26 protein-coding genes, 1 other RNA gene and 1 riboswitch are annotated in these 24,597 nt (G+C 66.7%); of the genes, 13 read left to right on the top strand and 14 right to left on the bottom strand.

The features are described 5' to 3' along the window. Positions 1–29: 29 nt before the first annotated feature. Positions 30–812, top strand: a complete 783-nt coding sequence (locus RM96_RS06255) for an enoyl-CoA hydratase/isomerase family protein (protein ID WP_039008867.1) — start codon at positions 30–32, stop codon at positions 810–812. A gap of 68 nt (positions 813–880) precedes the next feature. Then, positions 881–2,434, top strand: coding sequence for a malonate--CoA ligase (locus tag RM96_RS06250; RefSeq protein WP_039008866.1), 1,554 nt, complete (start codon positions 881–883; stop codon positions 2,432–2,434). An 81-nt stretch (positions 2,435–2,515) separates the two neighbouring features. Here RM96_RS06250 and RM96_RS06245 read toward each other — a convergent pair whose 3' ends face one another. The 6 genes from RM96_RS06245 to RM96_RS06225 form a co-directional block, all read right to left on the bottom strand. Further along, entirely contained in the window at positions 2,516–3,217 is a 702-nt protein-coding gene (locus tag RM96_RS06245) for an SIMPL domain-containing protein (RefSeq protein ID WP_039008864.1), read from the bottom strand. Between the two features lie 80 nt (positions 3,218–3,297). Then, positions 3,298–4,110 (bottom strand): sulfite exporter TauE/SafE family protein, encoded by an 813-nt coding sequence (locus RM96_RS06240; RefSeq protein ID WP_039008861.1) that lies wholly within the window; start codon positions 4,108–4,110, stop codon positions 3,298–3,300. A gap of 73 nt (positions 4,111–4,183) precedes the next feature. Next, positions 4,184–4,678 carry an EVE domain-containing protein gene (locus tag RM96_RS06235; protein WP_039008859.1) on the bottom strand — a complete coding sequence of 165 codons (495 nt, stop codon included), beginning with the start codon at positions 4,676–4,678 and terminating at the stop codon, positions 4,184–4,186. A gap of 125 nt (positions 4,679–4,803) precedes the next feature. Beyond that, a non-coding RNA gene (gene ssrS / locus RM96_RS36535) (6S RNA) lies at positions 4,804–5,021 on the bottom strand. A 279-nt stretch (positions 5,022–5,300) separates the two neighbouring features. Next, complete coding sequence (locus RM96_RS06230) at positions 5,301–5,648, bottom strand: cell division protein ZapA (protein ID WP_039008857.1); 348 nt, start codon at positions 5,646–5,648, stop codon at positions 5,301–5,303. Beyond that, complete coding sequence (locus tag RM96_RS06225) at positions 5,645–5,965, bottom strand: hypothetical protein (protein ID WP_039008856.1); 321 nt, start codon at positions 5,963–5,965, stop codon at positions 5,645–5,647. The genes RM96_RS06230 and RM96_RS06225 overlap by 4 nt, the downstream gene beginning before the upstream one ends. Positions 5,966–6,151: 186 nt before the next feature. Then, positions 6,152–6,415: riboswitch (cobalamin riboswitch) on the top strand. 73 nt (positions 6,416–6,488) lie between these two features. Here RM96_RS06225 and RM96_RS06220 point away from each other — a divergent pair. Genes RM96_RS06220 through RM96_RS06190 form a run of 7 tightly spaced genes read left to right on the top strand, consistent with a single transcriptional unit; the run spans position 6,489 to position 13,360 of the window. Further along, on the top strand, positions 6,489–8,393 hold the full coding sequence (locus RM96_RS06220; protein ID WP_039009137.1) for a TonB-dependent receptor plug domain-containing protein: 1,905 nt from the start codon (positions 6,489–6,491) through the stop codon (positions 8,391–8,393). Between the two features lie 15 nt (positions 8,394–8,408). Next, positions 8,409–9,416 (top strand): FecCD family ABC transporter permease, encoded by a 1,008-nt coding sequence (locus RM96_RS06215; protein WP_039008854.1) that lies wholly within the window; start codon positions 8,409–8,411, stop codon positions 9,414–9,416. Further along, positions 9,413–10,246 (top strand): ABC transporter ATP-binding protein, encoded by an 834-nt coding sequence (locus tag RM96_RS06210; protein WP_039008852.1) that lies wholly within the window; start codon positions 9,413–9,415, stop codon positions 10,244–10,246. Before RM96_RS06215 ends, RM96_RS06210 begins: the two co-directional genes overlap by 4 nt. Then, the gene (gene cobO, locus RM96_RS06205; protein WP_039008850.1) at positions 10,243–10,878 is read left to right on the top strand and encodes a cob(I)yrinic acid a,c-diamide adenosyltransferase; all 636 of its coding nucleotides are present in this window, start codon (positions 10,243–10,245) and stop codon (positions 10,876–10,878) included. The genes RM96_RS06210 and cobO overlap by 4 nt, the downstream gene beginning before the upstream one ends. 50 nt (positions 10,879–10,928) lie before the next feature. After that, positions 10,929–11,969 (top strand): nicotinate-nucleotide--dimethylbenzimidazole phosphoribosyltransferase, encoded by a 1,041-nt coding sequence (gene cobT / locus RM96_RS06200; protein ID WP_039008848.1) that lies wholly within the window; start codon positions 10,929–10,931, stop codon positions 11,967–11,969. A gap of 45 nt (positions 11,970–12,014) precedes the next feature. Further along, positions 12,015–12,791 (top strand): adenosylcobinamide-GDP ribazoletransferase, encoded by a 777-nt coding sequence (locus tag RM96_RS06195; RefSeq protein ID WP_039008846.1) that lies wholly within the window; start codon positions 12,015–12,017, stop codon positions 12,789–12,791. After that, on the top strand, positions 12,776–13,360 hold the full coding sequence (locus RM96_RS06190; RefSeq protein WP_039008844.1) for a histidine phosphatase family protein: 585 nt from the start codon (positions 12,776–12,778) through the stop codon (positions 13,358–13,360). The genes RM96_RS06195 and RM96_RS06190 overlap by 16 nt, the downstream gene beginning before the upstream one ends. Here the strand turns inward: RM96_RS06190 and RM96_RS06185 are convergent, their stop codons facing one another. Genes RM96_RS06185 through cobU form a run of 4 tightly spaced genes read right to left on the bottom strand, consistent with a single transcriptional unit; the run spans position 13,361 to position 16,958 of the window. Next, positions 13,361–14,272: a cobalamin-binding protein gene (locus tag RM96_RS06185; RefSeq protein WP_039008843.1), complete on the bottom strand. Its 912-nt coding sequence runs from the start codon at positions 14,270–14,272 to the stop codon at positions 13,361–13,363. An 18-nt stretch (positions 14,273–14,290) separates the two neighbouring features. Continuing rightward, entirely contained in the window at positions 14,291–15,316 is a 1,026-nt protein-coding gene (gene cobD / locus RM96_RS06180) for a threonine-phosphate decarboxylase CobD (protein ID WP_152624050.1), read from the bottom strand. After that, positions 15,313–16,296: an adenosylcobinamide-phosphate synthase CbiB gene (cbiB, locus tag RM96_RS06175; RefSeq protein WP_039008841.1), complete on the bottom strand. Its 984-nt coding sequence runs from the start codon at positions 16,294–16,296 to the stop codon at positions 15,313–15,315. The genes cobD and cbiB overlap by 4 nt, the downstream gene beginning before the upstream one ends. Then, positions 16,290–16,958, bottom strand: coding sequence for a bifunctional adenosylcobinamide kinase/adenosylcobinamide-phosphate guanylyltransferase (cobU, locus tag RM96_RS06170; protein WP_082016441.1), 669 nt, complete (start codon positions 16,956–16,958; stop codon positions 16,290–16,292). The genes cbiB and cobU overlap by 7 nt, the downstream gene beginning before the upstream one ends. A gap of 120 nt (positions 16,959–17,078) precedes the next feature. Here cobU and RM96_RS06165 point away from each other — a divergent pair, with 120 nt between their 5' ends. After that, positions 17,079–18,539 carry a cobyric acid synthase gene (locus RM96_RS06165; protein WP_039009120.1) on the top strand — a complete coding sequence of 487 codons (1,461 nt, stop codon included), beginning with the start codon at positions 17,079–17,081 and terminating at the stop codon, positions 18,537–18,539. Between the two features lie 10 nt (positions 18,540–18,549). Here the strand turns inward: RM96_RS06165 and RM96_RS06160 are convergent, their stop codons facing one another. Next, positions 18,550–19,113 carry a GNAT family N-acetyltransferase gene (locus tag RM96_RS06160; protein WP_039009118.1) on the bottom strand — a complete coding sequence of 188 codons (564 nt, stop codon included), beginning with the start codon at positions 19,111–19,113 and terminating at the stop codon, positions 18,550–18,552. Positions 19,114–19,309: 196 nt separating this feature from the next. Here RM96_RS06160 and RM96_RS06155 point away from each other — a divergent pair, with 196 nt between their 5' ends. Continuing rightward, complete coding sequence (locus RM96_RS06155) at positions 19,310–20,503, top strand: PepSY-associated TM helix domain-containing protein (RefSeq protein WP_039008840.1); 1,194 nt, start codon at positions 19,310–19,312, stop codon at positions 20,501–20,503. Between the two features lie 63 nt (positions 20,504–20,566). Here the strand turns inward: RM96_RS06155 and panC are convergent, their stop codons facing one another. The 3 genes from panC to RM96_RS06140 all read right to left on the bottom strand — a co-directional run bounded on the left by panC (position 20,567) and on the right by RM96_RS06140 (position 22,677). Next, positions 20,567–21,415: a pantoate--beta-alanine ligase gene (gene panC / locus RM96_RS06150; protein WP_039008839.1), complete on the bottom strand. Its 849-nt coding sequence runs from the start codon at positions 21,413–21,415 to the stop codon at positions 20,567–20,569. A gap of 156 nt (positions 21,416–21,571) precedes the next feature. Further along, the gene (locus RM96_RS06145; RefSeq protein ID WP_039008837.1) at positions 21,572–22,456 is read right to left on the bottom strand and encodes a segregation and condensation protein A; all 885 of its coding nucleotides are present in this window, start codon (positions 22,454–22,456) and stop codon (positions 21,572–21,574) included. Between the two features lie 32 nt (positions 22,457–22,488). Then, the gene (locus tag RM96_RS06140; RefSeq protein WP_039008835.1) at positions 22,489–22,677 is read right to left on the bottom strand and encodes a DUF3460 family protein; all 189 of its coding nucleotides are present in this window, start codon (positions 22,675–22,677) and stop codon (positions 22,489–22,491) included. A gap of 170 nt (positions 22,678–22,847) precedes the next feature. On the opposite strand from RM96_RS06140, the gene RM96_RS06135 reads away from it, so the two are divergent. Then, a complete protein-coding gene (locus RM96_RS06135; RefSeq protein WP_443112239.1) occupies positions 22,848–23,489 on the top strand; it encodes an IS607 family transposase in 642 nt (213 codons plus the stop codon). Between the two features lie 95 nt (positions 23,490–23,584). Then, positions 23,585–24,597: hypothetical protein (locus RM96_RS06130; protein ID WP_052279348.1), on the top strand; the 1,013-nt coding region annotated here is incomplete at its 3' end.

Here is a 24,597-nt window from a genome sequence, read left to right as displayed (position 1 = left end):
CGCGCCGGATGTCCGGCAGGAGTTTCGCGATGAGCGGAGCCGTCTTAGTTGCTTCCGAGGGCGCGACGGCCACCGTCACGCTCTCGCACCCAGGCAAGCTCAATGCCATATCCGCGCAGATGTGGCAGGCGCTCGCCGATGGCTTTGCGCGGCTGTCCGCGGACACCTCGCTGCGCTGCGTGGTGGTGCGCGGCGCCGACGGCAACTTTGCCGCCGGCGCCGATATTGCCGAGTTTCCGCAGGTACGCGGCGACGAGGCAGCGGTGCGCCGCTACCACATGGAAATCATCGCGCCGGCACTGGCCGCGATTGCCGGATGCACGCACCCGACTGTCGCCATGATCGAAGGCGTATGCGTGGGCGGCGGACTGGAGATCGCCTGCCACTGCGACCTGCGCATTGCCGCCGACGACAGCCGCTTCGGCGTGCCGATCAACCGGCTCGGATTCCCGATGGCACCCGGCGAGCTGCAGGGATTGCTTGCGCTCGCCGGGCGTGCCGTCACACTTGAAATCCTGCTCGAAGGCCGCGTGTTCGATGCAGCCGAAGCGCGCGAAAAGGGCCTGCTGACGCGCGTGGTATCGGCGGTCGGGCTCGCGGAAGAAGTCGCTGCCACCGTGCGCCGCATTGCTGCCGGGGCTCCCACCGCAGCCCGCATCAACAAGGCCACTATCCGGCGGCTGTCGCCGCAGCCGGTGCCGCTGACGGCGGCCGAGCTTGACGCGCATTTCGCCTATGCCGGGGGCGAGGATCACGCCGAAGGCGTGTCGGCGTTCCTGGCGCGCCGCTCCCCTCAATTCAACGGGAATTAGCTTCCCTCACGCTTTCACCTTCCAGGCCGCTGCACGCAATTCGCAAGTCTTCATTTCCGATCTACACCATGAACGCCAACCTGTTCGCCCTGTTCGAATCCCGCTTCCCCGCCGACCGCACCGCCTGCTGCATCGAAACGCACGACGGCCTGTACTACAGCTGGGACGATCTCGACCGCGCCACCGCCAAGCTGGCCAACCTGCTCAAGTCGCTGCACCTGCCCGAAGGCTCGCGCGTAGCGGTCCAGGTCGAGAAGTCGCCCGAGGCGCTGTTCCTGTACCTCGCCACGCTGCGCGCCGGCTATGTCTACCTGCCACTGAACACGGCCTACCAGGAAGCCGAGATCGACTACTTCGTCGGCAATGCCGAGCCGGCGGTGGTCGTGTGCAGCAGCAAGAATTTCGGCTGGGTGTCGAAGGTGGCATTCCGGCACGGCACCGGCCATGTCTTCACGCTCGACGAAGACCGCAGCGGCTCGCTGCTGTCGCGCGCCGCGGCGCAGCCGGATACGTTTGAAACGGTGCAACGCGCCGAGGAAGACCTGACGGCCATCCTCTATACCTCGGGTACCACCGGGCGCAGCAAGGGGGCGATGCTCACGCACGGCAACCTGTCGTCGAATGCACAGACGCTGCACGAATACTGGGGCTGGCGCAGCGACGACGTGCTGCTGCACATGCTGCCGATCTTCCATGTGCACGGCCTGTTCGTGGCCTCGCACGGCGCGCTGCTGGCGGGCGCCAAGATGATCTGGACGCCCAGGCTCGATATGGCGCAGGTGCTGAAATTCCTGCCGCGCTCGACCGTGATGATGGGCGTGCCCACCTACTATGTGCGCATGCTGCAGGAACCGCGCTTCGACGACGATACCTGCCGCCGCATGCGGCTGTTCGTGTCGGGCTCGGCGCCGCTTCTGCTCGAAACCTTTGACGAATTCCGCACGCGCACGGGCCACACCATTCTCGAGCGCTACGGCATGAGCGAGACCGTGATGTTGGTATCGAATCCCTATGACACCGCGTTAGGCGATCGCATCGGCGGCACCGTCGGCATGCCGCTGCCGGGCGTGTCGGTGCGCGTGGTGGATGGCGAAGGCAAGGCCTGCGCCGCCGGCGAGATCGGCAATGTCGAGGTGAAAGGCCCGAACGTGTTCAAGAGCTACTGGCGCATGCCGGAAAAGACGCGCGAGGAATTCGCCGGTGACGGCTGGTTCAAGACCGGCGACGTGGGCCGCTTTGGCGGGGCCATCGTCAGCCAGTCAGGCGAACGCGCGGTGCCGGACGACTACCTGACCATTGTCGGCCGCAGCAAGGACCTGATTATCTCGGGCGGCTACAACGTGTACCCGAAGGAGATCGAGAGCTTTATCGACGAGATGCCCGGCGTGGTGGAGAGCGCGGTGATCGGCGTGCCGCATGTCGACTTCGGCGAGGCCGTGGTGGCCGTGGTGGTGCAGAAGCCCGGCGCCGAACTGGACGAGGCGGCGCTGATCGGCACGCTGAAGGGGCGCATCGCCAACTTCAAGGTGCCCAAGCGCGTGCACGTGGTGGAGGAACTGCCGCGCAACACCATGGGCAAGGTGCAGAAGAACGTGCTGCGGCAGCAGTTCGCCGGGCTCTGAGGGACTTGCAGACGCTGCCGGTGTGCTGCCTCTCCCGCTTGCGGGAGAGGCAGCACACCGGCGGGTGGTCAAGCGCCTTCCTTACTTCAGCATCTGCACAGACCCGTTCACCGACACGGTGACCTGGGTCTTGCCGCCCTCGACCGGCACCGGTGCGGCGGCGTCGGCCATCATGGCCTTGGCGGCGCCATACATGCGCGGCATCGGCGGCACCACGCCGCTTTCATTCAGGTTCACTTCGCGGATCGTGTAGCTGTTGTAGCCGAACAGCTTGGTGGTGGCCTGCGCCTTTTCGCGGAAGGACCCAACGGCCTGCTCGGCGAGCTTGCTTTCCGCTGCTTGGCGGGCCTCGCGCGACAGCGAGAAGGCGATGTTCTGCACCTGCATCTGGCTGGCCAGTTCGCCGGCGAGCTTCGAGACCGCGGCGAAGTCGCGCGATTGCAGGATGACCTCCGAGCGCCCGCGCCAGGTGCTGATGCGGCCATTGCGGTCAGTGGTGGGGTGGATGGTGAAGCCCCCCGATTCCGCCTGCACGCCCGGGGTGCGCTTGGCCTGCGTGATGACCGCCTGCGTGCGGGTCGACAGCGCGGACGAGATTGCCGCCGGCTCCGCGCCTTCCTGCTCTGCTGCCAGCGTCAGGTGCACGATATCGGTCGGGACTTCGGTAACGGCCTGCGCGGACAGCGACAATACTCCCGACGGCGGCTCAGCAGTGGGGCCGCCGGCCGCGGACGCAACGATGGCGGTGGTGCCGAGCAGGGTGGCCGCGAGCAGTTGTTTCATCTAGTTCTCCCGTTAGAAGTGATGGGTATGAGACGCAACAGCCTGTCAATCGTTCCCTGCGTGCGGCACGGCCATGCGGCTCAGAACGCGCGCCAGGCCTTCCACAGCATGTACGTTGCCAGGCAGAGTAGCAGCACGGCGAAGGCCTTCTTGAGCTGGCTCACGTCCATCCGGTGCGCGGTGCGCGCGCCGAGCGGCGCGGTCAGCACGCTCGCCATGGCGATCACGAACAGCGCGGGCAGATAGATATAGCCCAGCGACGCGGGCGGCAGTCCCGGCTGATGCCAGCCGCTCCAGATGTAGCCGAGCACACTGGCCACCGCGATCGGGAAACCCAGTGCCGCCGAGGTAGCCACGGCATTGTGGATCGGCACATTGCACCAGGTCATGAACGGCACCGAGACGAAAGCGCCACCGGCGCCCACCAGGCTCGACAGGAATCCGATCACCGAGCCCGCCCCGAGCATGCCGGGTGTGCCGGGCAGTTGCCGGGACGGCGCCGGACGCCGGTTGCGCAGCATCTGCAACGCAGAGAAGCCGACGAAGCAGGCAAACGCCAGCGACAACCAGCTCGTCTTGAGCGCAGCGAAGACCTTGCCGCCGCCGATCATGCCGCCGGCCAGGATGCCGGGCGCCAGCGCAAAGACGATTGGCCAGCGCACGGCGCCGCGTTTGTGATGGGCGAGCACCGACGAGAGCGAGGTGAACAGGATGGTCCCCATCGAGGTGGCAATCGCCATGTGCACGATGGCCTCGTCGGCGAAGCCCATGCTGGTGAACAGCAGCGTGAGGAAGGGCACCATCATCATGCCGCCGCCCACGCCGAGCAGGCCGGCGCAGAAACCGGTAAAAGCGCCGAGCGCGAGCAGGCCGGGGATCAGGGTGAGGTTCATCGGGTGACGCGTGTCGTTGTTATTGTTCGAGTCTGGCCGGCCCCCCCGTTCGGGCTACGGCCGGTGAAACAGGTCAGCCCATCAGCCGGGTGGTGATGAAGCGCCATTCGGCGGGCGTCACCGGCGTGATCGAGAGCCGGTTGCCGCGCCGGAGCACCACCATGTCGGCCAGTTCTTCATGCTCGCGCAGGGCTGCGAGCGGGATCAGCGCGCTTTTTCGATCGAAGCGCACATCGATCAGCATCCAGCGCGGCTCTTCGCGTTTGGAGGCGGCATCGTAATACGTGCTCTTCGGATCGAACTGGGTGGGGTCGGGATAGGGCGTCGAGCAGACCTCGGCCAGCCCCGCGATGCCCGGCTCGGGGCACGACGAGTGATAGAACAGTACGCCGTCGCCGATCTGCATGGTGTCGCGCATGAAGTTGCGCGCCTGGTAATTGCGCACGCCGGTCCACGGCAGTGTGCCTTCCCTGGCAAGGTCGTCGATGCTGGCTTCGTCGGGCTCCGATTTCATCAGCCAGTACTGGCGGGCGCGTTTCGGAGCGGGCGGGGTGGCGGCGCGGCTCATGGGCGTGGATGTGCGGATGAGTTGGCAAGGGGCGCTGCAAGGCTCGCGGCAGCACGGATGGCTGCGTGAGCGGGAAAAGCCAGGCAAGAAAAAAGGCGGTGGTTCAGAAAACCACCGCCTTTTGAGGGGTCCCCGCCTCGGCCGCTGGGTCGGCATCCTGAACCCAAGTGAGGTTCAGAGTGGCTGCGGAAGTCGCATTTTGGGTACATCACCCACTCAGGGAGTCCAAGCCAGGCCCGGACTATGAATGAAGCGACACGCTCGCCCATGCGACATGATCCCGCACCATGCAATGCATATCGGTTCAAGGAGTTTATGACCCTCACGAACCAGGCAGGGAAACTGTCAAACGTCTGACTCTCCAACACCCCTTGCGTGCCCCGTAAAAGCGAACCCGCGGGCGAGATGTCAGACGTTTGCCGTTTCGAACTAGGATGGGATGAGAACGGCGGCCAGGCGCGATAACCCGACCTTGATGCTGCACATCTGTGGTGCTTCGTGCAGTCTGGCTACACTATACACCGCGTCGAGTTGCATACCAAGTCCGTCAGCGCCCGTCGTTACATTTTGCGCAACAGCGCGGCATCCAGCGCACATCGCATGCCGGCGCCATTGCGCAAGCTCAACCCTGCGGCTGCGATGCCTGCGTGCCGGTGCCTACATGCGCGTACTGGCGCAGGGCCTCGTCGGCGCGCTCGTTGAGTTCGCGGATGCGCGCGCGGATGGCGTCGACCGGAATGGTCCCGTCAGCCTGCTGCTTGCGCTGCAGGGCGAGCAGGTCCGAGGCGATGCTGATCGCGGCCATCACGGCTACGCGTTCAACGCCCTTGGCCGCCACGCTGTTCTTCAGCTTGCTCATCTGGGTGTCGACCAGCGCCACCGCCTCGAGCAGCGCGGCCTCGTTGTCGGGCGCGATGGCGAAGCGGTAGGGCTGGCCGGCGATATGGACTTCGACTTGCTTGTTGCTCATGCGTGTTCTCCGGGGGCCTTGTCGGTGCCGGGGCCTTGCGCAGCGGCGCCTTCGCCCAGCAGGTCAAGCTGGCGCGCGTCGCTCGCGGTGGGCAGCTTGTCGAGAATGGACTGGATGCGCAACTGGGCTTCCTCGATCTTGACATTGAGCAACTCGCGATCGGCGGCCATGGCCTCGCGGTCGCTGCGCAACTGTGTGGCTTCGCCTTGCAGGCGCGCAATTTCCTCGCGCAGCCGCTGGTTTTCCGCCGCCAAGGTATCCGCATGATGGAGCACGCGTCCGATCTTGGCGGCCAGTTGTTCGAGTTCGTTGAGCATAGGGCCTGTCATGTTCAGGGGTGTCAGGTATCGGGATTCTAGCCGAAGCGCCGTCAGGCACAATGCGATGGAGGCGGTTCTGACCAGTCTTGCGCGCGGAAGTTGCACGCATCTGCGTCGAAAGTGCCGCTCCAGGGCGGTAAATGCGTACCCGGCCTCGCATTGACTCGGGTGGTGAAACTGCCTACACTCGCGCACGTTCCAGGTGCTCGCAATTCTGTTCACTACAGGGTTGCAGTTCAACGGGAAACAGGGAGCCGGGCGCCGACAGCAGGTCGCGCAGGCCAACCTGTGCTGCCCCCGCAACGGTAAGCGATCGCAGTGTGCACGTCCTTGCTCAATGAGGATTTGCCATCGCAGGGCCGGCCACACGCCACTGAATCCACGGTTCGGGAAGGCGGCCAGTCTGATGTCGCCAGCCCGGATACCGGCCTGAACGCGGGCTGCCGCCGTGCGCGGCACGCCTCATCGCCATATGGCCCGCGGGGGAACGGGCCCGGCCGTCCTCATCCATTCCAGCATCATGCGTTCATCGCTTTGCAGGTCGAACCGCCCGGCAGTGCCGACGGTGCGTCCTTCCGTGGCCGTCATTCTCGCGGCCGTTGCCTCCTCGAGCCTGTTTCCCGTCGTTGCCCGCGCACAGGCCGCCGGCGACAAGACCGCCACCCAGCTTGCGCCGGTGGTGGTGACCTCCACCCGTACCGCGCAGCCCATTACCGAGGCGCTGCCGCACACCACGGTGGTCACGCAGGAGGACATCGTCAACTCGCAGGCGGCCGACCTGCGCACGCTGCTGCGCAACCAGGCCGGCGTGGAGTTTTCCACCAACGGCGGCATGGGCACCAACACGTCGCTGTTCATGCGCGGCGCGAATTCGAACCAGACCCTGATCCTGATCGACGGCGTGCGCGTTTCGTCCGCCAGTACCGGCACGGCGCAACTGGCCAATATCCTGCCCGATCAGATCGACCATATCGAGGTCGTGCGCGGCAACGTGTCGGCGCTCTACGGCTCCGACGCCATCGGCGGCGTGGTGCAGATCTTCACCAAGAGCGGCGCCGGCCAGGCTCCCGCGGCGAATGCGCAGGTGGAATACGGCAGCAACAACACGCGCCAGGGCACGGTCGGCTACGGCGGGCAGGTCGGTGACACCTCGTTCAACCTGACCGGCTCGGCCTACAAGACCGACGGCTTCTCGTCCATCAATACCGCGCAGGCGCCGCGCGCCAACCCGAACGACAACCCATACGAGAACCAGAGCGTGTCCGGCCAGGTGAAGCACCGCTTCACGCCCGACTGGGACGCAGGCGTCGTGGGCTACTACTCGAAGAGCAAGCTGTCGTTCGACAGCGCCTTTGGCCGTCCCACCGACGACAACCGGATGAACAGCGAGCTGTACACGCTGTCCACCTTCGTCAACGGCAAGGTGCTGCCGGACTGGTCCACGCATTTCAAGCTGGCGCAGAGCGAAGACAACAGCGATAGCTTCCTCAACGGCACGAAGAACGGCACCTTCAACACGCGCAACCGGCAGTTCAACTGGCAGAACGAGTACGCGCTGGCGCCCTCGCATACACTGTTGTTCGGTACCGACTATCTGCAGCAGGCGCTTGACGCCAACAGCTTTGGTACCGTCTTCAGTCCGACCCGCAATGTGTTCTCCGTGTTCGGTGGCTATGACGGGCGATTCGGCAAGCATCAGTTGCAGCTCAACGCGCGCAATGATCATTACTCGGACTTCGGTAACCAGGGAAGCTTCTTCGCCGGTTATGGCTACAATCTGACCGACGCGCTCAAGCTGATTGCCAGCGTCAGCAACGCTTTCCGCGCACCGACCTTCAACGAGCTGTATTTCCCGGGTTTCGGCAATCCAAACCTGCAGCCTGAACGGGCCAAATCGGCCGAAGCTGGGCTGCAGTACAACACGCAAGGCACGGGGCTGCTGCGCCTGACAGCCTTCGAAACCCGTTACGACAACCTGATCGTCAACGCGACCCAGGCCAATGGCTTGCTGGCACCGCAGAACGTCAACAAGGCCAAGGTACAAGGTGTCGAGGCCTCGTGGCGCGCCACGCTGTGGGGCACCGATGTGGGCGCCAGCGTGACGTTCCAGAACCCGATCGACGAGCAGACCAATACGCAACTGCTGCGCCGCGCGCGCCGTCATGCCGCGTTGGACGTGGGCCGCAATTTCGGCAACTGGCGCTTCGGCGGCGAATGGCTGCTGTCGTCGTCGCGCCTGGACACGGGCTCGCGCACGCTGGGCGGATACGGTATCGTCAACCTCAACGCGCGCTACAACATCGACAAGCAATGGTTCGTCGCCGCCCGGGTAGAAAACCTCTTCGACAAGAACTACCAGCTGGCCTTCCCCTACAACACGCAGGGCCGGGCCGGCTTCATCACGCTGGGCTGGCGCCAGCGATGAGCGGGTGCGCGCGCCATGGCTGATTTCAGGCGCGCACTCGCGGTCTGGCTGGCGCTTGCCGCCGCGGCGCTGGCGGTGTTCCTGCTGTCGCTGGCGCTGGGAAGCGTGTCGATGAGCGCCGGCCAGCTGTGGCAGGCACTGACCGGCGCCGACACCGGCACCGCGGGCGCGATCGTGCGCGAGCTGCGCCTGCCGCGTGCGGCGGCGGCATTTGCGTGCGGCGGCCTGCTGGCGCTGTCGGGCGCGCAGATGCAGGTCTTGCTGCGCAATCCGCTCGCGGAACCGTATGTGCTGGGGGTTTCCGGCGGCGCTGCCACCGGCGCGCTCGGCGCCATGCTGATGATGCTGCCGCTGTGGGCCATCCAGGCTGGCGCGGCCGGCGGCGCGTTGTTATCGATGGTGCTGGTGGCCACGCTGGCGCGGCGCGACCTGCTCCATCCTCAGGTACAGGGTGGCCATCACGAAGCCGGCGCACGCCTGTTGCTGACCGGTGTGATCCTGGCCGCCGGCTGGGGCGCGCTGATCACGCTGATCCTCTCCGTCGCACCGGAATCGCGGCTGCGCGGCATGCTGTTCTGGCTGACCGGCGACCTGAGCGGAACAGCCTCCTACGGCGTGGCGCTGACGACGCTGGTGGCGGCGCTGTTGCTGACGATGCCGATGGCGCGTTCGCTCAACGTCATGCTGCTCGGCGAAACGGTGGCGCAGTCGCTTGGCGTGCGGGTAGGGCGGGTCAGGCTGGCCACGTTCGTGCTGGCATCGGTCTCGATCGCGGCTGCCATCACCACGGCGGGCTCGATCGGCTTTGTCGGGCTGGTGGTGCCGCACCTGGTGCGGCTGGCGTGGGGCAATGACCAGCGCCTGCTGCTGCCGGCTTCCGCACTGCTTGGGGGGGCGCTGCTGATGGCGGCCGACGTTATCGCCCGCACCGTGATCGCACCGGCGCAACTGCCGGTGGGTGTCATCACCGCGCTGCTCGGCGTGCCCACTTTCCTCTACCTGCTGTTGCGGAGGCCGCGATGAGCCACTGGTCCGAGCCGCTCGCCGCCTGTCCCGTGCTGACGCTGCGTGACGTGCGGTTGCGCACCGGCACACGCGTGCTGGCCGAGCGGCTGGCGCTGGAGATTGGCGCAGGCCAGTTGTGGTGCGTGGCTGGCCCCAATGGCGTCGGCAAGTCGACCCTGATGGGCGTGCTGGCCGGACTGCGGCACGCGGATGGCGGCAGCGTCGTCATCAACGGTGAACCGATGGGCCGGATGGCGCCGGGCGCGCTGGCCAGGCTGCGCGCCTACCTGCCGCAGGCGGTGCACGATACGTTCTCGATGTCGGTGCTCGACGCGGTGCGGGTCGGACGGCATCCGCATCTGTCCGGCTGGGGCTGGAGCGGTCGCGAGGACGACAGCGTGGTGCGTGCCGCCATCGAGGCGATGGACCTCGAAGCACTGGCCGCGCGCGACGTGCTGACGCTTTCCGGCGGCGAGCGCCAGCGCGCATCTCTGGCCGCGGTGCTGGCGCAGCAGGCGCCGTTGCTGCTGCTGGACGAGCCGGTCTCCCACCTGGACCTGCGCCACCAGATCATGGTGCTGGAAGCGGTGTCCGCGCTGGCACGGGCCGGCCGCCATGCCATCGTGGTGATCCTGCACGACCTGAACCTGGCGCGCCGCTACGCCACCCATGCGCTGCTGATGTCCGAGGACGGCAGCGCGCTGCACGGCCCTGCGCAGCAGGTGCTGACTCCCGAACAATGTTCGCGCGCACTGCGCACCCCGATCGTCAGCGTCAGCGACGGCGTGCATACCGCGCTGATTCCCGATGGCGTTCCCCGTCACGGACCAAAAGGCAAGCAACCATGAGCGATACCGACAACACCAATCCCACCGATGACGACGGCCGCGATGCCCGCCACAAGGCGCGCATGGTCCGCAAGAAGGACGTGATCGACGCCAAGATCGCGGCCGCGCAGACCGAGCGCGGCGTGATCGTGATCACCACCGGCAATGGCAAGGGCAAGTCCAGCTCGGGCTTCGGCATGGTGGTGCGTGCGCTCGGGCATGGCATGCATACGGGCGTCGTGCAGTTCATCAAGGGTGCATTTCCCAGCGGCGAGGAGATGTTCCTGCGCCGCTTTCCCGAAGTGTGCGACTTCCACGTGATGGGCGAGGGCTACACCTGGGAAACCCAGGACCGTGCGCGCGACGTGGCCAAGGCCGAGGCCGCATGGGAAATCGCGCGCGGCATGCTGCGCGATCCGGAGATTGGCCTCGTGCTGCTCGATGAGCTGAATATCGCGCTGAAACTGCACTATCTCGATGTGGATCAGGTCATTGCCGATCTGCTTGCCCGCCCGCCGATGCAGCACGTGGTCATCACGGGCCGCGGCGCGCCGCCGGCGTTGGTGGAGGCGGCCGACACGGTCACCGACATGACACCGGTCAAGCACGCTTTCCAGCAGGGCATCAAGGCCCAGCGCGGCGTGGAAATGTAGCAGTACACTGCGCAGCAATTCCCTCTTATAGCCCGTACCGTATCCACACCATGCAGTTTCCGGAAATCGCCCCCCTCGATGACGCGCTGCGTCCTGTCCTGCAGGCCGCCATCGATGACAAGACCAAGCCCCTCGGCGCGCTCGGCCGCCTTGAAACCCTTGCGCTGCAGCTCGGCCAGATCTGCGGCACGACCCGGCCCGAGCTCAAGCGCCCGACCGTGATCGTCTTTGCCGGCGACCACGGCGTGGCCGATGCCGGCGTCAGCGCCTACCCGGCGGAAGTGACCGCGCAGATGGTGCTCAATTTCCTGGGCGGCGGCGCGGCCATCAATGTGTTCTCGCGCCTGCACGGCATTGCGCTGGAAGTGGTGGATGCCGGCGTGCGCGCGCCGCTGCCGGCATCGCCCGGCCTGGTCAATTGCCGCATTGCCGACGGCACCCGCAATTTCGCCGAGACGCGCGCGATGACGGCGGAGCAACTCGCAGCTGCCATGACCGCCGGCATGGCCCGCGTGCTGCGCCACGCGCAGCAGGGCTGCAATGTGATCGGCTTTGGCGAGATGGGCATTGCCAATACCTCGTCGGCCGCATGCCTGATGAGCCGGCTCACCGGTCAGCCGCTGGCTGATTGCATCGGGCGCGGCACCGGGCTGGACGACGCCGGCCTCGCGCGCAAGCGTGAAGTGCTCGAGCGTGCGCTGGCCCTCCATGCCGATGCAGTAGAGCCGCTCGATGTGCTGGCGGCCTTCGGCGGCTTCGAGGTCGCGATGATGACCGGCGCCTTCCTTGCCGCCGCGGCAAGCCGCATGGTGATCCTGGTCGACGGCTTCATCGCGTCGGCGGCATTGCTGGTGGCGCAGCGGATCGACCCGAAGGTGCTGCAGTACTGCGTGTTCTCGCATTGCTCGCACGAGCGCGGCCATCGCGCCCTGCTCGATCACTTCAAGGCCGAGCCGCTGCTGGCGCTGGACCTGCGCCTGGGCGAGGGCACCGGCGCGGCACTGGCATGGCCGCTGGTGGCGTCGGCCGCGGCCTTCCTGAACGAGATGGCGACCTTCAGCGGTGCGGGCGTCAGCACGGCGTCCACTTAAGCCATGTCATCCGATCCGGCGCCGACTCCGCGGCCACCTGCCAGCATGGGCGATGAGCTCCGGTTCTTCCTGACCGCGCTTGGCTATTTCACGCGGGTACCGCTGCCGGCCGGGCTGGCGCGCTGGGTCGGCTTCGAGCCACGCTACCTGAACGCCGCGGCGCGGTACTTTCCGCTGGTTGGGCTGCTAGTGGGTGCCGTGGCGGTGCTGGCGACATGGGGCGCGATGCAGTGGTGGCCGCCAGGCGTGGCAGTGCTGCTGGGCATGGCCGTCACGCTGCTGCTGACCGGTGCGTTCCACGAGGATGGCCTTGCCGATTGCGTCGATGCCTTTGGCGGCGCGTGGCAGCGCGAGGACGTGCTGCGCATCATGCATGACTCGCGCACCGGCGCCTTCGGCGCCATCGCACTGGTGTTGGCGCTGCTGCTGAAATGGCAGCTGCTGGCAGCCATTGGTGCGCGCAGCGGCTTGTCCGAGTTGCTGCTGGTGCTGTTTGCGGCGCACGGCGCCAGCCGCGCGATGGCAGCGAGCTACCTGGCCACGCTCGAGTATGTGAGGCCGGAAGGCAAGGCCAAGCCCGTGGCGCAGCGGCTGGCTGGCAAGGGGCTGGTCTTCGCACTGCTCTGCGGCGTCCTGCCGTTGTGGCTGGTGTCGCCTGCGTTTGCCGCTGTGACGGTGGCGGCGCTGGTCGTGTTGCGCCTGCTGCTGGGCCGCTATTTCGTGCGGCGCATTGGCGGCTATACCGGCGACTGCCTGGGCATGGCCCAGCAGCTGGCCGAACTCCTCATCTACCTGGTGGCGGCGGCATGGACGTGGTCCTGATCCGCCACGCGCGTCCGGACGTGGCGCCGGGCATCTGCTATGGCAACCTGGACCTGTCGCTGGCGGTGCCGATGACGCCCGCGCCAACGGCCATCGTCGCAGCGTTGCCCGTGCCGCAACGCGTTGTCACCAGTCCGCTCCTGCGTGCCGGCGATACGGCCAAGGCGCTGATGCGCGCGTTGACGCTGGCCGAACCTGCCATTGAAGTGGAGCCCCGCCTGCGTGAACTGGATTTCGGTGACTGGGAAGGCAAGCCCTGGGATGTCATTCCGCGCGCCGAACTGGACGACTGGGCCGGCCATCTGCTCGAAGGCCGCCCGCACGGCGGCGAGAGCGCGGCACAGGCGATGGCGCGCGTGACCGCGTGGGCAGACACGCTCGGCGGCGCGCAGGATAGCTGCATCTGGGTGGTGGGCCACGCCGGGCCGATGCGCATGTTGGCGGCCCACTGGCTGCGCCTGCCGCTGGACCGCACGCTCGGCTGGGAGCTGGCGTTCGGCGCCAGCTGCCTGTTCCGGCTCGGCTATACGCAGCCGCAGCTGGCGTGGTGGAACCGCGGCGCGGCGTGATCAGCGGGCCGGGCGGCGCGAACGCGCGACGTCGAGATCCTTGCAGATCTGCTCCGCGCCTTGCACCACGCGCGGGCCGGCGCGATTGACGAGATCGCCGTCGATCACGAACAGGTTGCCGCGCGCCACGGCGGTGACCTGCTTCCAGCGTTCCCACATCGAAAAATCCGCAAGCGGCCGGTCTGACCGCGTGGCGCCCATGCCGGCGGTAAGCATCGCTTCGGGATTGCCTGCCACCACGGCTTCGACCGATACCGTCGGCACCAGCGGCGCTTCCGCGGCAAACAGGTTGCGGCCGCCGCACAGCGCCAGCAGGTCGCTGACCAGGTGCTGGCCGTTGAGCGTCATCAGCGGCTGCTGCCAGACCTGGTAGAACACTGTCACCGGCGCTCGCGCGGCATAGGTCTTGCGCAGTGTCTCGACCTGCTGGCGGAAGCTGTCAGCCGCGCGCCGGGCCACCGGTTCGGTGCCGAGCAGTGTGCCCAGTTTCTCGAGGTTCTCGGGGATCGATTCCAGCCGGCGCGGCTCGCTGTAGAACAGCGGCATGCCGAGCGCCTTCAGCCGGTCAGTCTGCTTCTGCGCATTGCCGTGCCGCCAGACCACGATCAGGTCGGGCTTGAGCGCGGCGATGCGTTCGAGATCGAGCGCCTTGTTGTCGCCCACGCGCGGGATGTCGCGGGCCTGCGGCGGGTAGTCGCTGTAGCTGACGGTGCCGACGATGCGATCGCCGCCGCCGGCGGCATAGATCAGCTCGGTGACATGCGGCGCCAGCGAGACCACGCGGCGCGCGGGCTGGGCGAGCGTGACGGTCTGCCCGGCATCGTCGACGACGGAAATGGCCGCGTTTGCGCTGGCTGACAGCAGCAGGGCGGTGATGAGGGTCGCGCGGGCGACGGAGAGAGCAGCGGGCATCAGTATTGTTTTCGGTTCTCAGGCCGGCACGCTGGCCAGCGCATCGTCAAGCCGCTGCCATGCCTGCGGCAGGTCGGGTGGCAGGCCAAGGCGCAGGCTCGGCGGGCAGTCGGCGGCGGCATCGAACAGGCGTGTCCAGATGCCGTGCCCGGCCAGCGCTTCGTGCAGTCGCGCTGCCTCGGGATGCGGCACCCAGCAAAAAAGCGGCTGCATGACCGGCGCCAGGCCGTGTCGTGCCAGCAGCGCGGCAAGGCGTTCGCCGGCTGCGGCAAGCTGGTTCCGGGTGGCAGCCTGCCAGCCGGGATCGGCCAGCGCAAGGCGGGCCACTTCGCGCGCGGGGCCGGATACGGTCCAGTGACCGAGCCGCTCGCGCAGGGCAGCGAGCAGTGGTGCGGCGCCCAGCACGAAGCCGCAGCGTATCCCCGCCAGTCCATAGAACTTGCCGATCGAGCGCAGCACCAACAGCCCGGTTTCGCCCGAACGGGAACACAGCGAATGCCGGGGCGTGCAGTCCATGAACGCTTCATCGAGCAGCAGTGTGCCGCCGCGCGCGGCCAGTGCGGCGTGCCAGTCGGCGAGCGTTCCGGCCGGCAGCAGGCGGCCGGTCGGATTGTTCGGGTTGACCACCACGAGATGGTCCAGGCCGCGCCGGTCGGGCAACCCGGCCTGCATGAAATCCGATTCGGCCAGCAACACGACCTCATGCCCGGCAGCGGCAAATGCAGGCGCGTACTCGCTGTATCCCAGCGCGGCGATGCCCACGCGTCCCGGCCTGAGCAATGGCGGCAATGCGCGGATGGCCGCCTGCGAGCCTGCCACCGGCAGTGCATGCGGCGCACCGTAGGCCAGCGCCGCGGCTTCGGACAGGCCATCGTCGTCTTCGGGCAGGCGCTGCCATGCCTGTGCGGGCAACTGCGGCACCGGATAGCCGGTGGGGTTGATGCCCGTCGAAAGGTCGAGCCAGTCGGCGGCGGGGCGCCCGTAGCGGCGTACTGCCGCGCGCAGGTCGCCGCCATGGCGGATGGGTGCCGTCGGTGAAATCACGTTGCAGAGAGGGGCGGAATGATGGTCAGGGCCAGCGCGCTGGCGACGGCAAGCGCCAGCCACAGCCACAGCGTGCGCCGGACCAGTCGCAGGCAGGCCATGATGCGGGCGGCATCGGGCGCGACGCCGGCGCCCAGCGGCGGGCGGAATTCGATCTCGCCGTGATAGCAGGCGGGGCCGCCCAGCGCGACGCCCACCGCGCCTGCGCCCGCGGCCATCACCGGGCCCGCGTTCGGGCTCGACCAGGCCGGCGCCTGCGTGCGCCAGCAGCGCAGTGCCTGCGTGGTAGCGCCGAGCAGCGCGTAGGAGAGCGCGGTAAGCCGGGCAGGCGCGAGATTGAGCAGGTCATCGAGTCGTGCCGCCGCCCAGCCGAAATCACGCAGCCGGTGCGTGCGGTAGCCCCACATCGCATCGAGCGTGTTCGCGAGCCGGAACGCAATGACCGCGGGCGCACCGCCGACCAGGAACCAGAACAGCGCGCCGAAGATCGCATCGTTGCCGTTTTCCAGCGCCGATTCACAGGCGGCACGGGCCAGGGCCTCGGCGTCGGCATCGGCGGTATCGCGAGAGACAATACGCGCGGTGAGTGTGCGGGCCGCACCCAGGTCGCCGCGTGCGAGCGCCTCGGCAATCGGGGCGATGTGCTGGTGCAGGCTGCGTGCGCCCAGCGCGGCATAGAGCGCCAGCGCATGCAGCACGAGTCCGAGCGCGGCGTGCCAGTGGCTGGCCGCTGCGACGAGCCACCATGCCAGCGCGGCAGGCACCAGCACCATCAGCGACCAGGCCAGCAGCCCGCTGAGTCGCCGGACGATTGCGGTAGAGGGATTCGCATGAAAGCGGTTCAGTCGCCGTTCAAGCGCTGCGGCGAGCCGGCCGAAGCCGACCAGCGGATGCCAGCGCCGGGGCTCGCCGAGCCATTGGTCCAGCAATACGCCGGCCAGCGCGGCCGCCACGCAGGCCGGCCAGGACAGCATCAGCATGCGGGATCGGCGCCCTTTACCGCGACCGGGATGCCGGCCACGAGCAGCCGCACGCGGTCGGCTGCCGCAGCGAGCTTCTGGTTCAGGCGGCCCAGCTCGTCCACATAGAAGCGGGTGATGGCGCCCATCGGCACCACCCCGAAACCGATCTCGTTCGACACCAGGATGACGTGGCCGGGAAGCGTGGGTAGCGCGGTCAGCAGCGACTCGATTTCCTCGGTGAACGCATCGGGCGGCGTGATCACGCCATGCTCTGGATAGCTGCGGCCGTCGGGGAAGATCAGGTTGTTCATCCACAACGTCATGCAATCCACCAGGATGCAGCCGTCGTGGCGCGCATGGGCATAGAGGGCATCGGCCAGCCGTACCGGCTCTTCCACCAGGTGCCAGTCCGCCGGGCGCCGCGCGCGGTGCAGGGCGATGCGCACCGCAAGTTCCTCGTCGGTGTGCTCGGGATCCTGGCGCGCGGTGGCGATGTAGGTGACGGGGCCGCCGGTAATGGTGGCGTGGTCGGTCGCCAGCTGCTCGGCATAGTGACTCTTGCCGGAGCGGGCCCCGCCCAGCACCAGCGTGAGCTGGCGGGCGCCATGGCCGTTGCCGGCGGCACGCGGCTCGGTGGCGGCGGTCGGTGCGGTATCGGGTGCGATGGCCGGTGTTTCCATCCGCGTATTGTAGCGGTCGCATCCGGTGGTCGCACGGCCGGGTGCGATAATCCGCGGATGCAATTTCAACCTGTTTCGGCGAATTCGCCGTGGATTCCGGGTGCCCTGCACGGCACGCTGATGGTGCAGGGCACGACCTCCGACGCCGGCAAGAGCACGGTGGTGGCCGGCCTGTGCCGGGTGCTGGCGCGCGCCGGCACGCGCGTGGCCCCGTTCAAGCCGCAGAACATGGCGCTCAACAGTGCGGTGACGGCGGACGGCGGCGAAATCGGCCGGGCACAGGCCTTGCAGGCGCTGGCCGCAGGGCTGGCCCCGCATACCGACATGAACCCGGTCCTGCTCAAGCCGAGCAGCGATACCGGCGCGCAGGTGATCATCCATGGCAAGGCGCGGCTGGACCTGGATGCGCGCGCCTATCACGCCTACAAGCCCGAGGCGATGAAGGCCGTGCTGGCCTCGCACGAGCGGCTGGCGCAGGCGTACGACGTGGTACTGGTGGAAGGGGCGGGCAGTCCTGCCGAAATCAACCTGCGCGACCGCGATATCGCCAACATGGGCTTTGCCGAACGGGTCGACTGCCCGGTCGTGCTGGTGGCCGACATTGACCGCGGCGGCGTGTTCGCCCATCTGGTCGGCACGCTGGATTGCTTGTCCGAAAGCGAACGCGCGCGCGTCACCGGCTTCATCATCAACCGCTTCCGTGGCGACATCGGCCTGCTGGAGCCGGGGCTGGACTGGCTGGAACAGCGGACCGGCAAGCCCGTGTTTGGGGTGTTGCCCTACCTGCACGGCCTGCACCTCGATGCGGAGGATGCCATCATCGGCGCGCAGGTCGGCAAGCGCGGCGAGCCCGGGCAGCTGCTGCGGGTGATCGTGCCGGTGGTGCCCCGGATCGCCAACCATACGGACTTCGACGCACTGCGCGCGCATCCGCAGGTGGACCTGCGCTTCATCGGTCCGGGTATGCCGGTGCCGCCGGCGGATCTGGTGATCCTGCCCGGCAGCAAGAGCGTGCGCAGCGACCTGGACTTCCTGCGCGCCAACGGTTGGGAGCCGGCGCTACGGCGGCATCTGCGCTATGGCGGCAAGCTGATCGGCATCTGCGGCGGCATGCAGATGCTGGGGCGCCGTGTCCACGATCCGGACGGGCGCGAAGGGCCCGCCGGCAGCAGCGACGGCCTGGGACTGCTCGACTACGAAACCACGCTGGCGGCGGACAAGCAGCTCCGGCAGGTCACCGGCCAACTGGCCGATGCCAATGCGCGGGTTCGCGGCTACGAGATCCACCTTGGCGTAACCACCGGCGCCGGGCTGGCACGCCCCGCGCTGTGGCTGGACAGCGGCGACGGAAAGGTGCGGCCGGACGGCGCGCGGTCAGACGACGACCAGGTGCTGGCCACTTACGTGCACGGCGTGTTTGACGAGCCGGCGGCCTGCCAGGCCCTGCTGCGCTGGGCCGGCCTGGAGGCCGCGGAGGCCGTGGACCTGGCGGCGCTGCGCGAGGCGTCGATCGGGCGGCTGGCCGACAGCATGGCAGCGCATCTGGACCTGGACGCCATGCTCGCGCCGCTGCGGCGCTGACGCCGGCCCGCTACGGCTGGCGCGGCACAAGGCGCGTGCGCAGCGCGCCCACGTCGGGCCAGGTCACGCGTCGGATGCTGACCTGGCCTTCGGCCCCCGGGAACTCGTCTTCAAAGCTTTCCGACTCGGTGCCGCCCAGGCGGCGGTAGAACTCTCGCGCCTGTGCATTGCCCTCCAGTACGTAGAGGAACAGCGGTCGATCCGGCCAGCCGGTGGCGACGCGCTGCGCACAGTGGGCCAGCAACAGCTTGCCGAGCCCGTGGCCATGGAATGCCGGCAGCACGTGCAGGTTGTCGAGGTAGATGCCATGGGCGGGCTCGGCCTGAGGCGCGAGGCAGGCAAAGCCTGCGGGCTGGCCGCCAACCCTCGCCAGCGTTACCTCCAGTGGTCCGTCGGCGCCGTCGAGCATGCGCGCCCGCCAGGCGGCGCGGCGCTCGTCTGGCGCTTCCCGGGACAGGTAAGCGTCGGGCAGCAGTCCGGCATAGGTCTGGCGCCAGCTTTCCGTGTGCATGGCGGCCAGTAGGTCGGCATCGGCGGCCGTTGCGGGAATGAGCTCGACGTCAGGGGAGGGCATATGGCGTGTCCGGGGCAGCGCTGGAGCAGGGCAGCCGACATTGTCGCGGATGGCGCGGTCGCGTGCGAGCTTCAGGATTCGCATGTGAGGGCCGCGCGGCGCGCACAGCCTGATAGAATTGCGAATCTTTCGCATTTGCGTTTGGCGGATGTGGCATAGGCGCCGCACGCGAATCGCTCCCTGATATCCGCTTCCCATGGTCACCGGCCGCCTTCGCGTCGTCATCGTCAAGCTTCACCTCTATATCGGCCTGACTCTGGGCCTGTTGTTCGTCCTGATGGGGCTGACCGGCACCGTGATCGCCTGGCGCGATGAACTCGATGCACGGCTGAACCCGGACCTGCTGGTGTCCTCCGCGCCGGTGGCACTGCCCGTGACCCCTGCCGTGGTGCAGGCGGTGACGAAGCGCCTGGCCGAGCCCGGCTACGGCCGGCCCAACCTGCTGATGCTGCCGAATTCCACGGAAGGCGTGTTTGTTGCCTGGTATCCGGTCAAGGGGCCCGATGGCGTCGTGGCGGGGCGCTCGCGCCAGGTGATGGTCGATCCGGTCACGCTGGAGATCAAGGGCGAGCGCGTGTGGGGCGAGGCGGGGCTGTCGCGGCAGTTGCTGCTGCCAACGGTGTTCCACCTGCATCGCTACCTGCTGAGCGGCGAGACCGGCAAGACCATCACCGGCGTCGGTGGCATGCTGCTGTTGCTGACGGTGCTGCTGGGCGTCGTGGCGTGGTGGCCGAAGCTGCGCGTGCGCTCGATACTGCAGGCGTTCCGGATCACACATGGCGGCTCGTGGTCGCGCTTCAACTATTCGCTGCATCGCGCCGGCGGCATCCTGGCGGCACCGGTGCTCGCCACGATTGCCTTCTCGGGCTGGTACCTGAACCTGCCAAAGTGGGTGACGCCGATGGTTGCCAGCGTGATGACGGTGACGCCACCCGCGAAACATGTCTCGGCTGCGGCCCCGGCAGATGCGCGGCCGCTCGGCGCGGCGCAGATCATGAGCGCGGCGCAGTCGCAATATCCGGGCGCCACGGTGACGCGTATCAGCTTCCCGCGCAAGGCGGGCGATGCCTACGAGGTCCGCCTGCGCCAGCCCGGCGAAGTGCGCAAGGACAGCGGCGCCACGCGCCTGTGGCTCGACGCATGGACCGGCCAGCGTCTCGGTGTGCGTGATCCGAACGATGCGCCGGCCGGCGATATCTTCCTGAACTGGCTGTTTCCGCTGCACACCGGTGAAGCGTTCGGCCTGCCAGGGCGGCTTTTCATTACGATGTTCGGGCTGACACCGCTGATGTTTGCCGTGACCGGCGTTCTGATCTGGTGGAAGCGGCGGCGCGGGCACCGGCGCCACATCGCCAAGGCCAGCCAGCGCGCCAGCTTGCGGCGGGCCTGAAGCAAAAAAAAGAGCAAGGTCGCGGCTTGCTCTTTTCCATTGCGGCGGCGCTCGCCGCGTGCCTCAGATCTCGAGGTTGTCGATCAGGCGGGTCGCCCCCAGCTTGGCGGCGGTCAGCACCACCAGTGGTTCGCCCGCAACGAACTCCTCGCGGGTCGGCGCCTGCAGGTTGACGCGCTTGCGGATCGACACGTAGTCCGGCTTCCAGCCACGCTTTTCCAGTGCCGCCCTGGCACCGGCCTCGACGGCCAGCAGGTCGGCGGCGGCGCGGTCGCTGCCCAGCACCGTATCGCGCACGTCGTGCAGCGTGCGGTACAGCACCGGCGCTTCGGCTCGCTCGTCCGGCGTCAGGTAGCGGTTGCGCGACGACAGCGCCAGGCCATCTTCGGCGCGAACGGTCTCGGCAGCGATGATGTCGATCGGCAGCGCGAACTGCTGCACCATGCGGCGCACGATCATCAGCTGCTGGTAGTCCTTCTTGCCGAACACGGCCACGCGCGGCTGCGCGGTCGAGAACAGCTTCATGACGACGGTGCACACGCCCTTGAAGAAGCCGGGGCGGAACTCGCCTTCGAGGATGTCGCCCAGGTCATGCGGCGGCTCCACACGGTATTCCTGCGGCTCGGGGTACATATCGCGCTCGGTGGGCGCGAACAGCACGTAGACGCCTTCCTTCTGCAGTTTCTCGATGTCGTCCTGCAGCGTGCGCGGGTATTTGTCGAAATCCTCGTTCGGGCCGAACTGCAGGCGGTTGACGAAGATCGATGCCACCACCGGGTCGCCATGCTGGCGCGCCAGGCGCATCAGCGACAGATGGCCTTCGTGCAGGTTGCCCATGGTCGGGACGAACGCAACCCGGTTCTGTCCGCGCAGCTGGTCCCGCAGCTCTGTGATGGAGGAAATGACTTTCATGAACGTGGTGTGCTGGTCGTGGTAGGTGTGACCCTGGCGCCGTGGATGGCCCGGCGCTTCGCAATACCGGTCTGTACCCTGTATGGGCTTATGCTGCCGGCTGTCGGCGGATTGTAGAACAAGTGGCCCGGTGGTGGACCCCGCCGCGCGGGTGGGTCAGGTCGGCGTGTACGCCAATCGCACATAAATCGGCGCGAACGGCTCGGCCTGGGTGATTTCCACCAGGGCCTCGCGCGACAGTTCCAGCATGGCGATGAAGTTCACCACCACCACTGGCACGCCCTTGCCGGAGCGGATCGCGTCGTCGAAGAGTTCGGTGAACTCCATGAAGCGCGAGTGCTGCAGGCGGCGCAGGATCTGGCTCATATGCTCGCGCACGGACAGCTCCTCGCGCGAGATCTTGTGGTGCTGGTTGAGCTTGGCACGCTTGAGCACATCGGCCCAGGCGGCCTGCAGGTCCACCGTTTCCACCTCGGGGAAGCGGGGCGCCAGGCTTTGCTCGATATAGACCTGCGAGCGCAGGAAGTCGCGGCCGAGCTGGGGCACATGGTCCAGCCGCTGCGCGGCCAGCTTCATCTGCTCGTATTCCAGCAGGCGGCGCACCAGTTCGGCGCGCGGATCCTCGGCTTCCTCGTCACTGTCGGCCTTCTTGACCGGCAGCAGCATGCGCGACTTGATCTCGATGAGCATCGCCGCCATCAGCAGGTACTCCGCCGCCAGCTCGAGGTTGGTCTTGCGGATCTGCTCGATGTACGAGAGGTACTGCCGGGTGACCTGCGACATCGGGATGTCGAGGACGTTGAAGTTCTGCCTGCGGATCAGGTACAGCAGCAGGTCCAGCGGACCCTCGAACGCTTCCAGGAAGATCTCGAGCGCGTCAGGCGGGATGTACAGGTCCTGCGGCAGCTTGAACAGCGGCTCGCCGTACAGGCGAGCGAACGCCAGCCCATCGACCACTTCGGCGGGTGCGCCGGGCTGGGCCGGCGCCACGCTGGGCAGATCCACTGCCAGCGGCAGCTTTTCCTGATCGCTCGGGTTCATGGACGGTGTCCGGGGCGGGCCGCGGCCGGTGCTCAGTCGAGCGAGTAGACGTACGGCTTCTGCGCGACGCGCGAAGCCTCGGCGCGGGCACGCTCTTCCAGATTGATCGGCTCCTTGTCCCACAGCAGTGCGCGGCCCTGGCGTTGCTCGTTTTCGAGCGAGGGACGTTCCTGCTTGAGCGTCTTCAGGAACTGGGTGATCTCCGATTCGTACAGGGCCATGATAGATCCGTGTGATGCGCCGCGTGCGGCTGATGGGGACGGTGGGGCAGGATTTTACAGTATCGGCCTCTCATGGCGCGCGAAGCGTCCTCTGAATGGTTCCGGCAGCAGGCCGGGGCAAGTGCACAGCCTCTTGTAAGCTTCGCATAGCTATGTAAATATGCTCACCCATGAGCATAATTGCGAAGGTTTCAATGAAGGAGGCGTGCGCGATGCTGGGGATTCATCCGGCCACGCTGCGTCGCTGGGAGGCGTCCGGAAAAGTCGTGGCCGACCGCACGCCTGGTGGACATCGCCGCTATGACCTTCAAACTTTGATGGCGCTCGCCGGCAAGCAGAACGACGAGTCGGAGCTGAGCCGCGTGACGGTAGGCTACGCACGGGTCTCCAGCCACGATCAAAAGGACGATCTGGAGCGACAGTGCCAAGTCCTCGAATTGTTCTGTGCGACAAAGGGCTGGCCTTTCGAGCTTATCCGCGACCTTGGGTCGGGTATGAACTACGACAAAAGGGGGCTCAAGCAACTGCTGAAACGAATTTGCACGGGGCAAGTCGATCGGCTTGTGCTGACCCACAAAGATCGCCTCTTGCGATTCGGCGCCGAGTTAGTCTTCTCTCTGTGCGAGCAATTTGGCACAGAGGTTGTCATCATCAACGCGAAAGGCGACTCTACCTACGAAGAAGATCTTGCCTCTGATGTGCTAGAGATCATCACGGTCTTCTCAGCCCGCCTTTACGGAAGTCGGTCGCACAAGAATCGCAAGGCAATGCAAGCGTTGAAGGACGCCGCAGAAGAAATTCAAAACGCTTAAAAGGGCTGCGCAGCATCAGCACTCGTGTAGAGTGGGTCCATAACGTGTGCGAACGCACGCGGACGTTTTAAAAGAACGCCAACAAAGATCGCCTCGTGCCTTTCAAGAAAGCCGACCCGGACATCGTGCAGTTTGCCCGCAAGGTCCGTCTCGATATAGATGCGGACGCTGCCGGGCGGCTCGATGGGCAATCGAAGATCTGCAACTGGCTGTGGAACCGCCTGAAGGATCAGGTCGAGGCTCGCCTGACTGAGTTGTTTCTGATGAAGTGGTTGCCCGTTGACGACGAGGCAACCACCAAAAAGCTGCTCTCCGAGGTTTATTCAGAGATCGGCTTGCGCAATCTTGTGCCAGTACTGAAGGACAGGCATCCGTTCCTTCGCTGCGTGCATTCGTCCCCGCTAAAGAACGTCGCCCTTCGCATGGCGAAGGCGATCACTGCGCATCGCAAATCGAAGAACGGCGAACGCGCCGGCCCTGATGTTGGCTGGATCAAATATAAGGCGTGGGCGAAGCAGTGGACGAGCCTGGAGTATGACGAGCCGAACAAGGGCTGGGATGTCTCGGAGTTCGGTTGGCTGAAACTCTCCTTCGGCGCCGATTGCGACGGCAAGCGCCTGTCGCTGAAGGTACGGATGATCAAGCCACCCAAGCACATCACTCAGGCCCGCACCTGTCGCATCGTCCGTGAGGGCAAGGATCGGTATTACGCGGTCTTCACCTTCAAGAAGCAGAAGAAGACGGAACGTCCGCTACCGCGGGTTGTCTATATCGACCCGAACCTGAAGAATTTTGGATACGCTCTGGACACCGAAGGAAAGGCCTTCGAGATCCAGAACCTGCAGAAGCTGCCGGAGGTCGAGCGCACGCTCGATTCACTGCGTGCGAAGCGGGACAGGTGTCAGAGAAAATCGCTGTGGGTGGATCACGTGCATGCGGACGGCACAAGGTCGACTCACTGGCGTCCCAGCCGGAAGTGGACAAAGTTCGATCGAGTGATTACCCGGCTGGAGATCAAAGTGCGAGAACAACGCAAGCACTTTCAGTACTCGCTGGCTAACCAGCTATTTCGGCACTATGACGTGGTAGGAATTGGGGACTATGTTCC

The sequence above is a fragment of the Cupriavidus sp. IDO genome, assembly GCF_000812465.1.
Classification (GTDB): domain Bacteria; phylum Pseudomonadota; class Gammaproteobacteria; order Burkholderiales; family Burkholderiaceae; genus Cupriavidus.
This window is presented reverse-complemented; position numbering and strand designations above follow the sequence as displayed.

Coding starts and splice junctions, on each gene's coding strand:
- RM96_RS06255 (WP_039008867.1), top strand. CDS start 30: ATGAGCGGAGCCGTCTTAGTTGCTTCCGAGGGCGCGACGGCCACCGTC.
- RM96_RS06250 (WP_039008866.1), top strand. CDS start 881: ATGAACGCCAACCTGTTCGCCCTGTTCGAATCCCGCTTCCCCGCCGAC.
- RM96_RS06245 (WP_039008864.1), bottom strand. CDS start 3,217: ATGAAACAACTGCTCGCGGCCACCCTGCTCGGCACCACCGCCATCGTT.
- RM96_RS06240 (WP_039008861.1), bottom strand. CDS start 4,110: ATGAACCTCACCCTGATCCCCGGCCTGCTCGCGCTCGGCGCTTTTACC.
- RM96_RS06235 (WP_039008859.1), bottom strand. CDS start 4,678: ATGAGCCGCGCCGCCACCCCGCCCGCTCCGAAACGCGCCCGCCAGTAC.
- RM96_RS06230 (WP_039008857.1), bottom strand. CDS start 5,648: ATGAGCAACAAGCAAGTCGAAGTCCATATCGCCGGCCAGCCCTACCGC.
- RM96_RS06225 (WP_039008856.1), bottom strand. CDS start 5,965: ATGCTCAACGAACTCGAACAACTGGCCGCCAAGATCGGACGCGTGCTC.
- RM96_RS06220 (WP_039009137.1), top strand. CDS start 6,489: ATGCGTTCATCGCTTTGCAGGTCGAACCGCCCGGCAGTGCCGACGGTG.
- RM96_RS06215 (WP_039008854.1), top strand. CDS start 8,409: ATGGCTGATTTCAGGCGCGCACTCGCGGTCTGGCTGGCGCTTGCCGCC.
- RM96_RS06210 (WP_039008852.1), top strand. CDS start 9,413: ATGAGCCACTGGTCCGAGCCGCTCGCCGCCTGTCCCGTGCTGACGCTG.
- cobO (WP_039008850.1), top strand. CDS start 10,243: ATGAGCGATACCGACAACACCAATCCCACCGATGACGACGGCCGCGAT.
- cobT (WP_039008848.1), top strand. CDS start 10,929: ATGCAGTTTCCGGAAATCGCCCCCCTCGATGACGCGCTGCGTCCTGTC.
- RM96_RS06195 (WP_039008846.1), top strand. CDS start 12,015: ATGGGCGATGAGCTCCGGTTCTTCCTGACCGCGCTTGGCTATTTCACG.
- RM96_RS06190 (WP_039008844.1), top strand. CDS start 12,776: ATGGACGTGGTCCTGATCCGCCACGCGCGTCCGGACGTGGCGCCGGGC.
- RM96_RS06185 (WP_039008843.1), bottom strand. CDS start 14,272: ATGCCCGCTGCTCTCTCCGTCGCCCGCGCGACCCTCATCACCGCCCTG.
- cbiB (WP_039008841.1), bottom strand. CDS start 16,296: ATGCTGATGCTGTCCTGGCCGGCCTGCGTGGCGGCCGCGCTGGCCGGC.
- cobU (WP_082016441.1), bottom strand. CDS start 16,958: ATGGAAACACCGGCCATCGCACCCGATACCGCACCGACCGCCGCCACC.
- RM96_RS06165 (WP_039009120.1), top strand. CDS start 17,079: ATGGTGCAGGGCACGACCTCCGACGCCGGCAAGAGCACGGTGGTGGCC.
- RM96_RS06160 (WP_039009118.1), bottom strand. CDS start 19,113: ATGCCCTCCCCTGACGTCGAGCTCATTCCCGCAACGGCCGCCGATGCC.
- RM96_RS06155 (WP_039008840.1), top strand. CDS start 19,310: ATGGTCACCGGCCGCCTTCGCGTCGTCATCGTCAAGCTTCACCTCTAT.
- panC (WP_039008839.1), bottom strand. CDS start 21,415: ATGAAAGTCATTTCCTCCATCACAGAGCTGCGGGACCAGCTGCGCGGA.
- RM96_RS06145 (WP_039008837.1), bottom strand. CDS start 22,456: ATGAACCCGAGCGATCAGGAAAAGCTGCCGCTGGCAGTGGATCTGCCC.
- RM96_RS06140 (WP_039008835.1), bottom strand. CDS start 22,677: ATGGCCCTGTACGAATCGGAGATCACCCAGTTCCTGAAGACGCTCAAG.
- RM96_RS06135 (WP_443112239.1), top strand. CDS start 22,848: ATGAGCATAATTGCGAAGGTTTCAATGAAGGAGGCGTGCGCGATGCTG.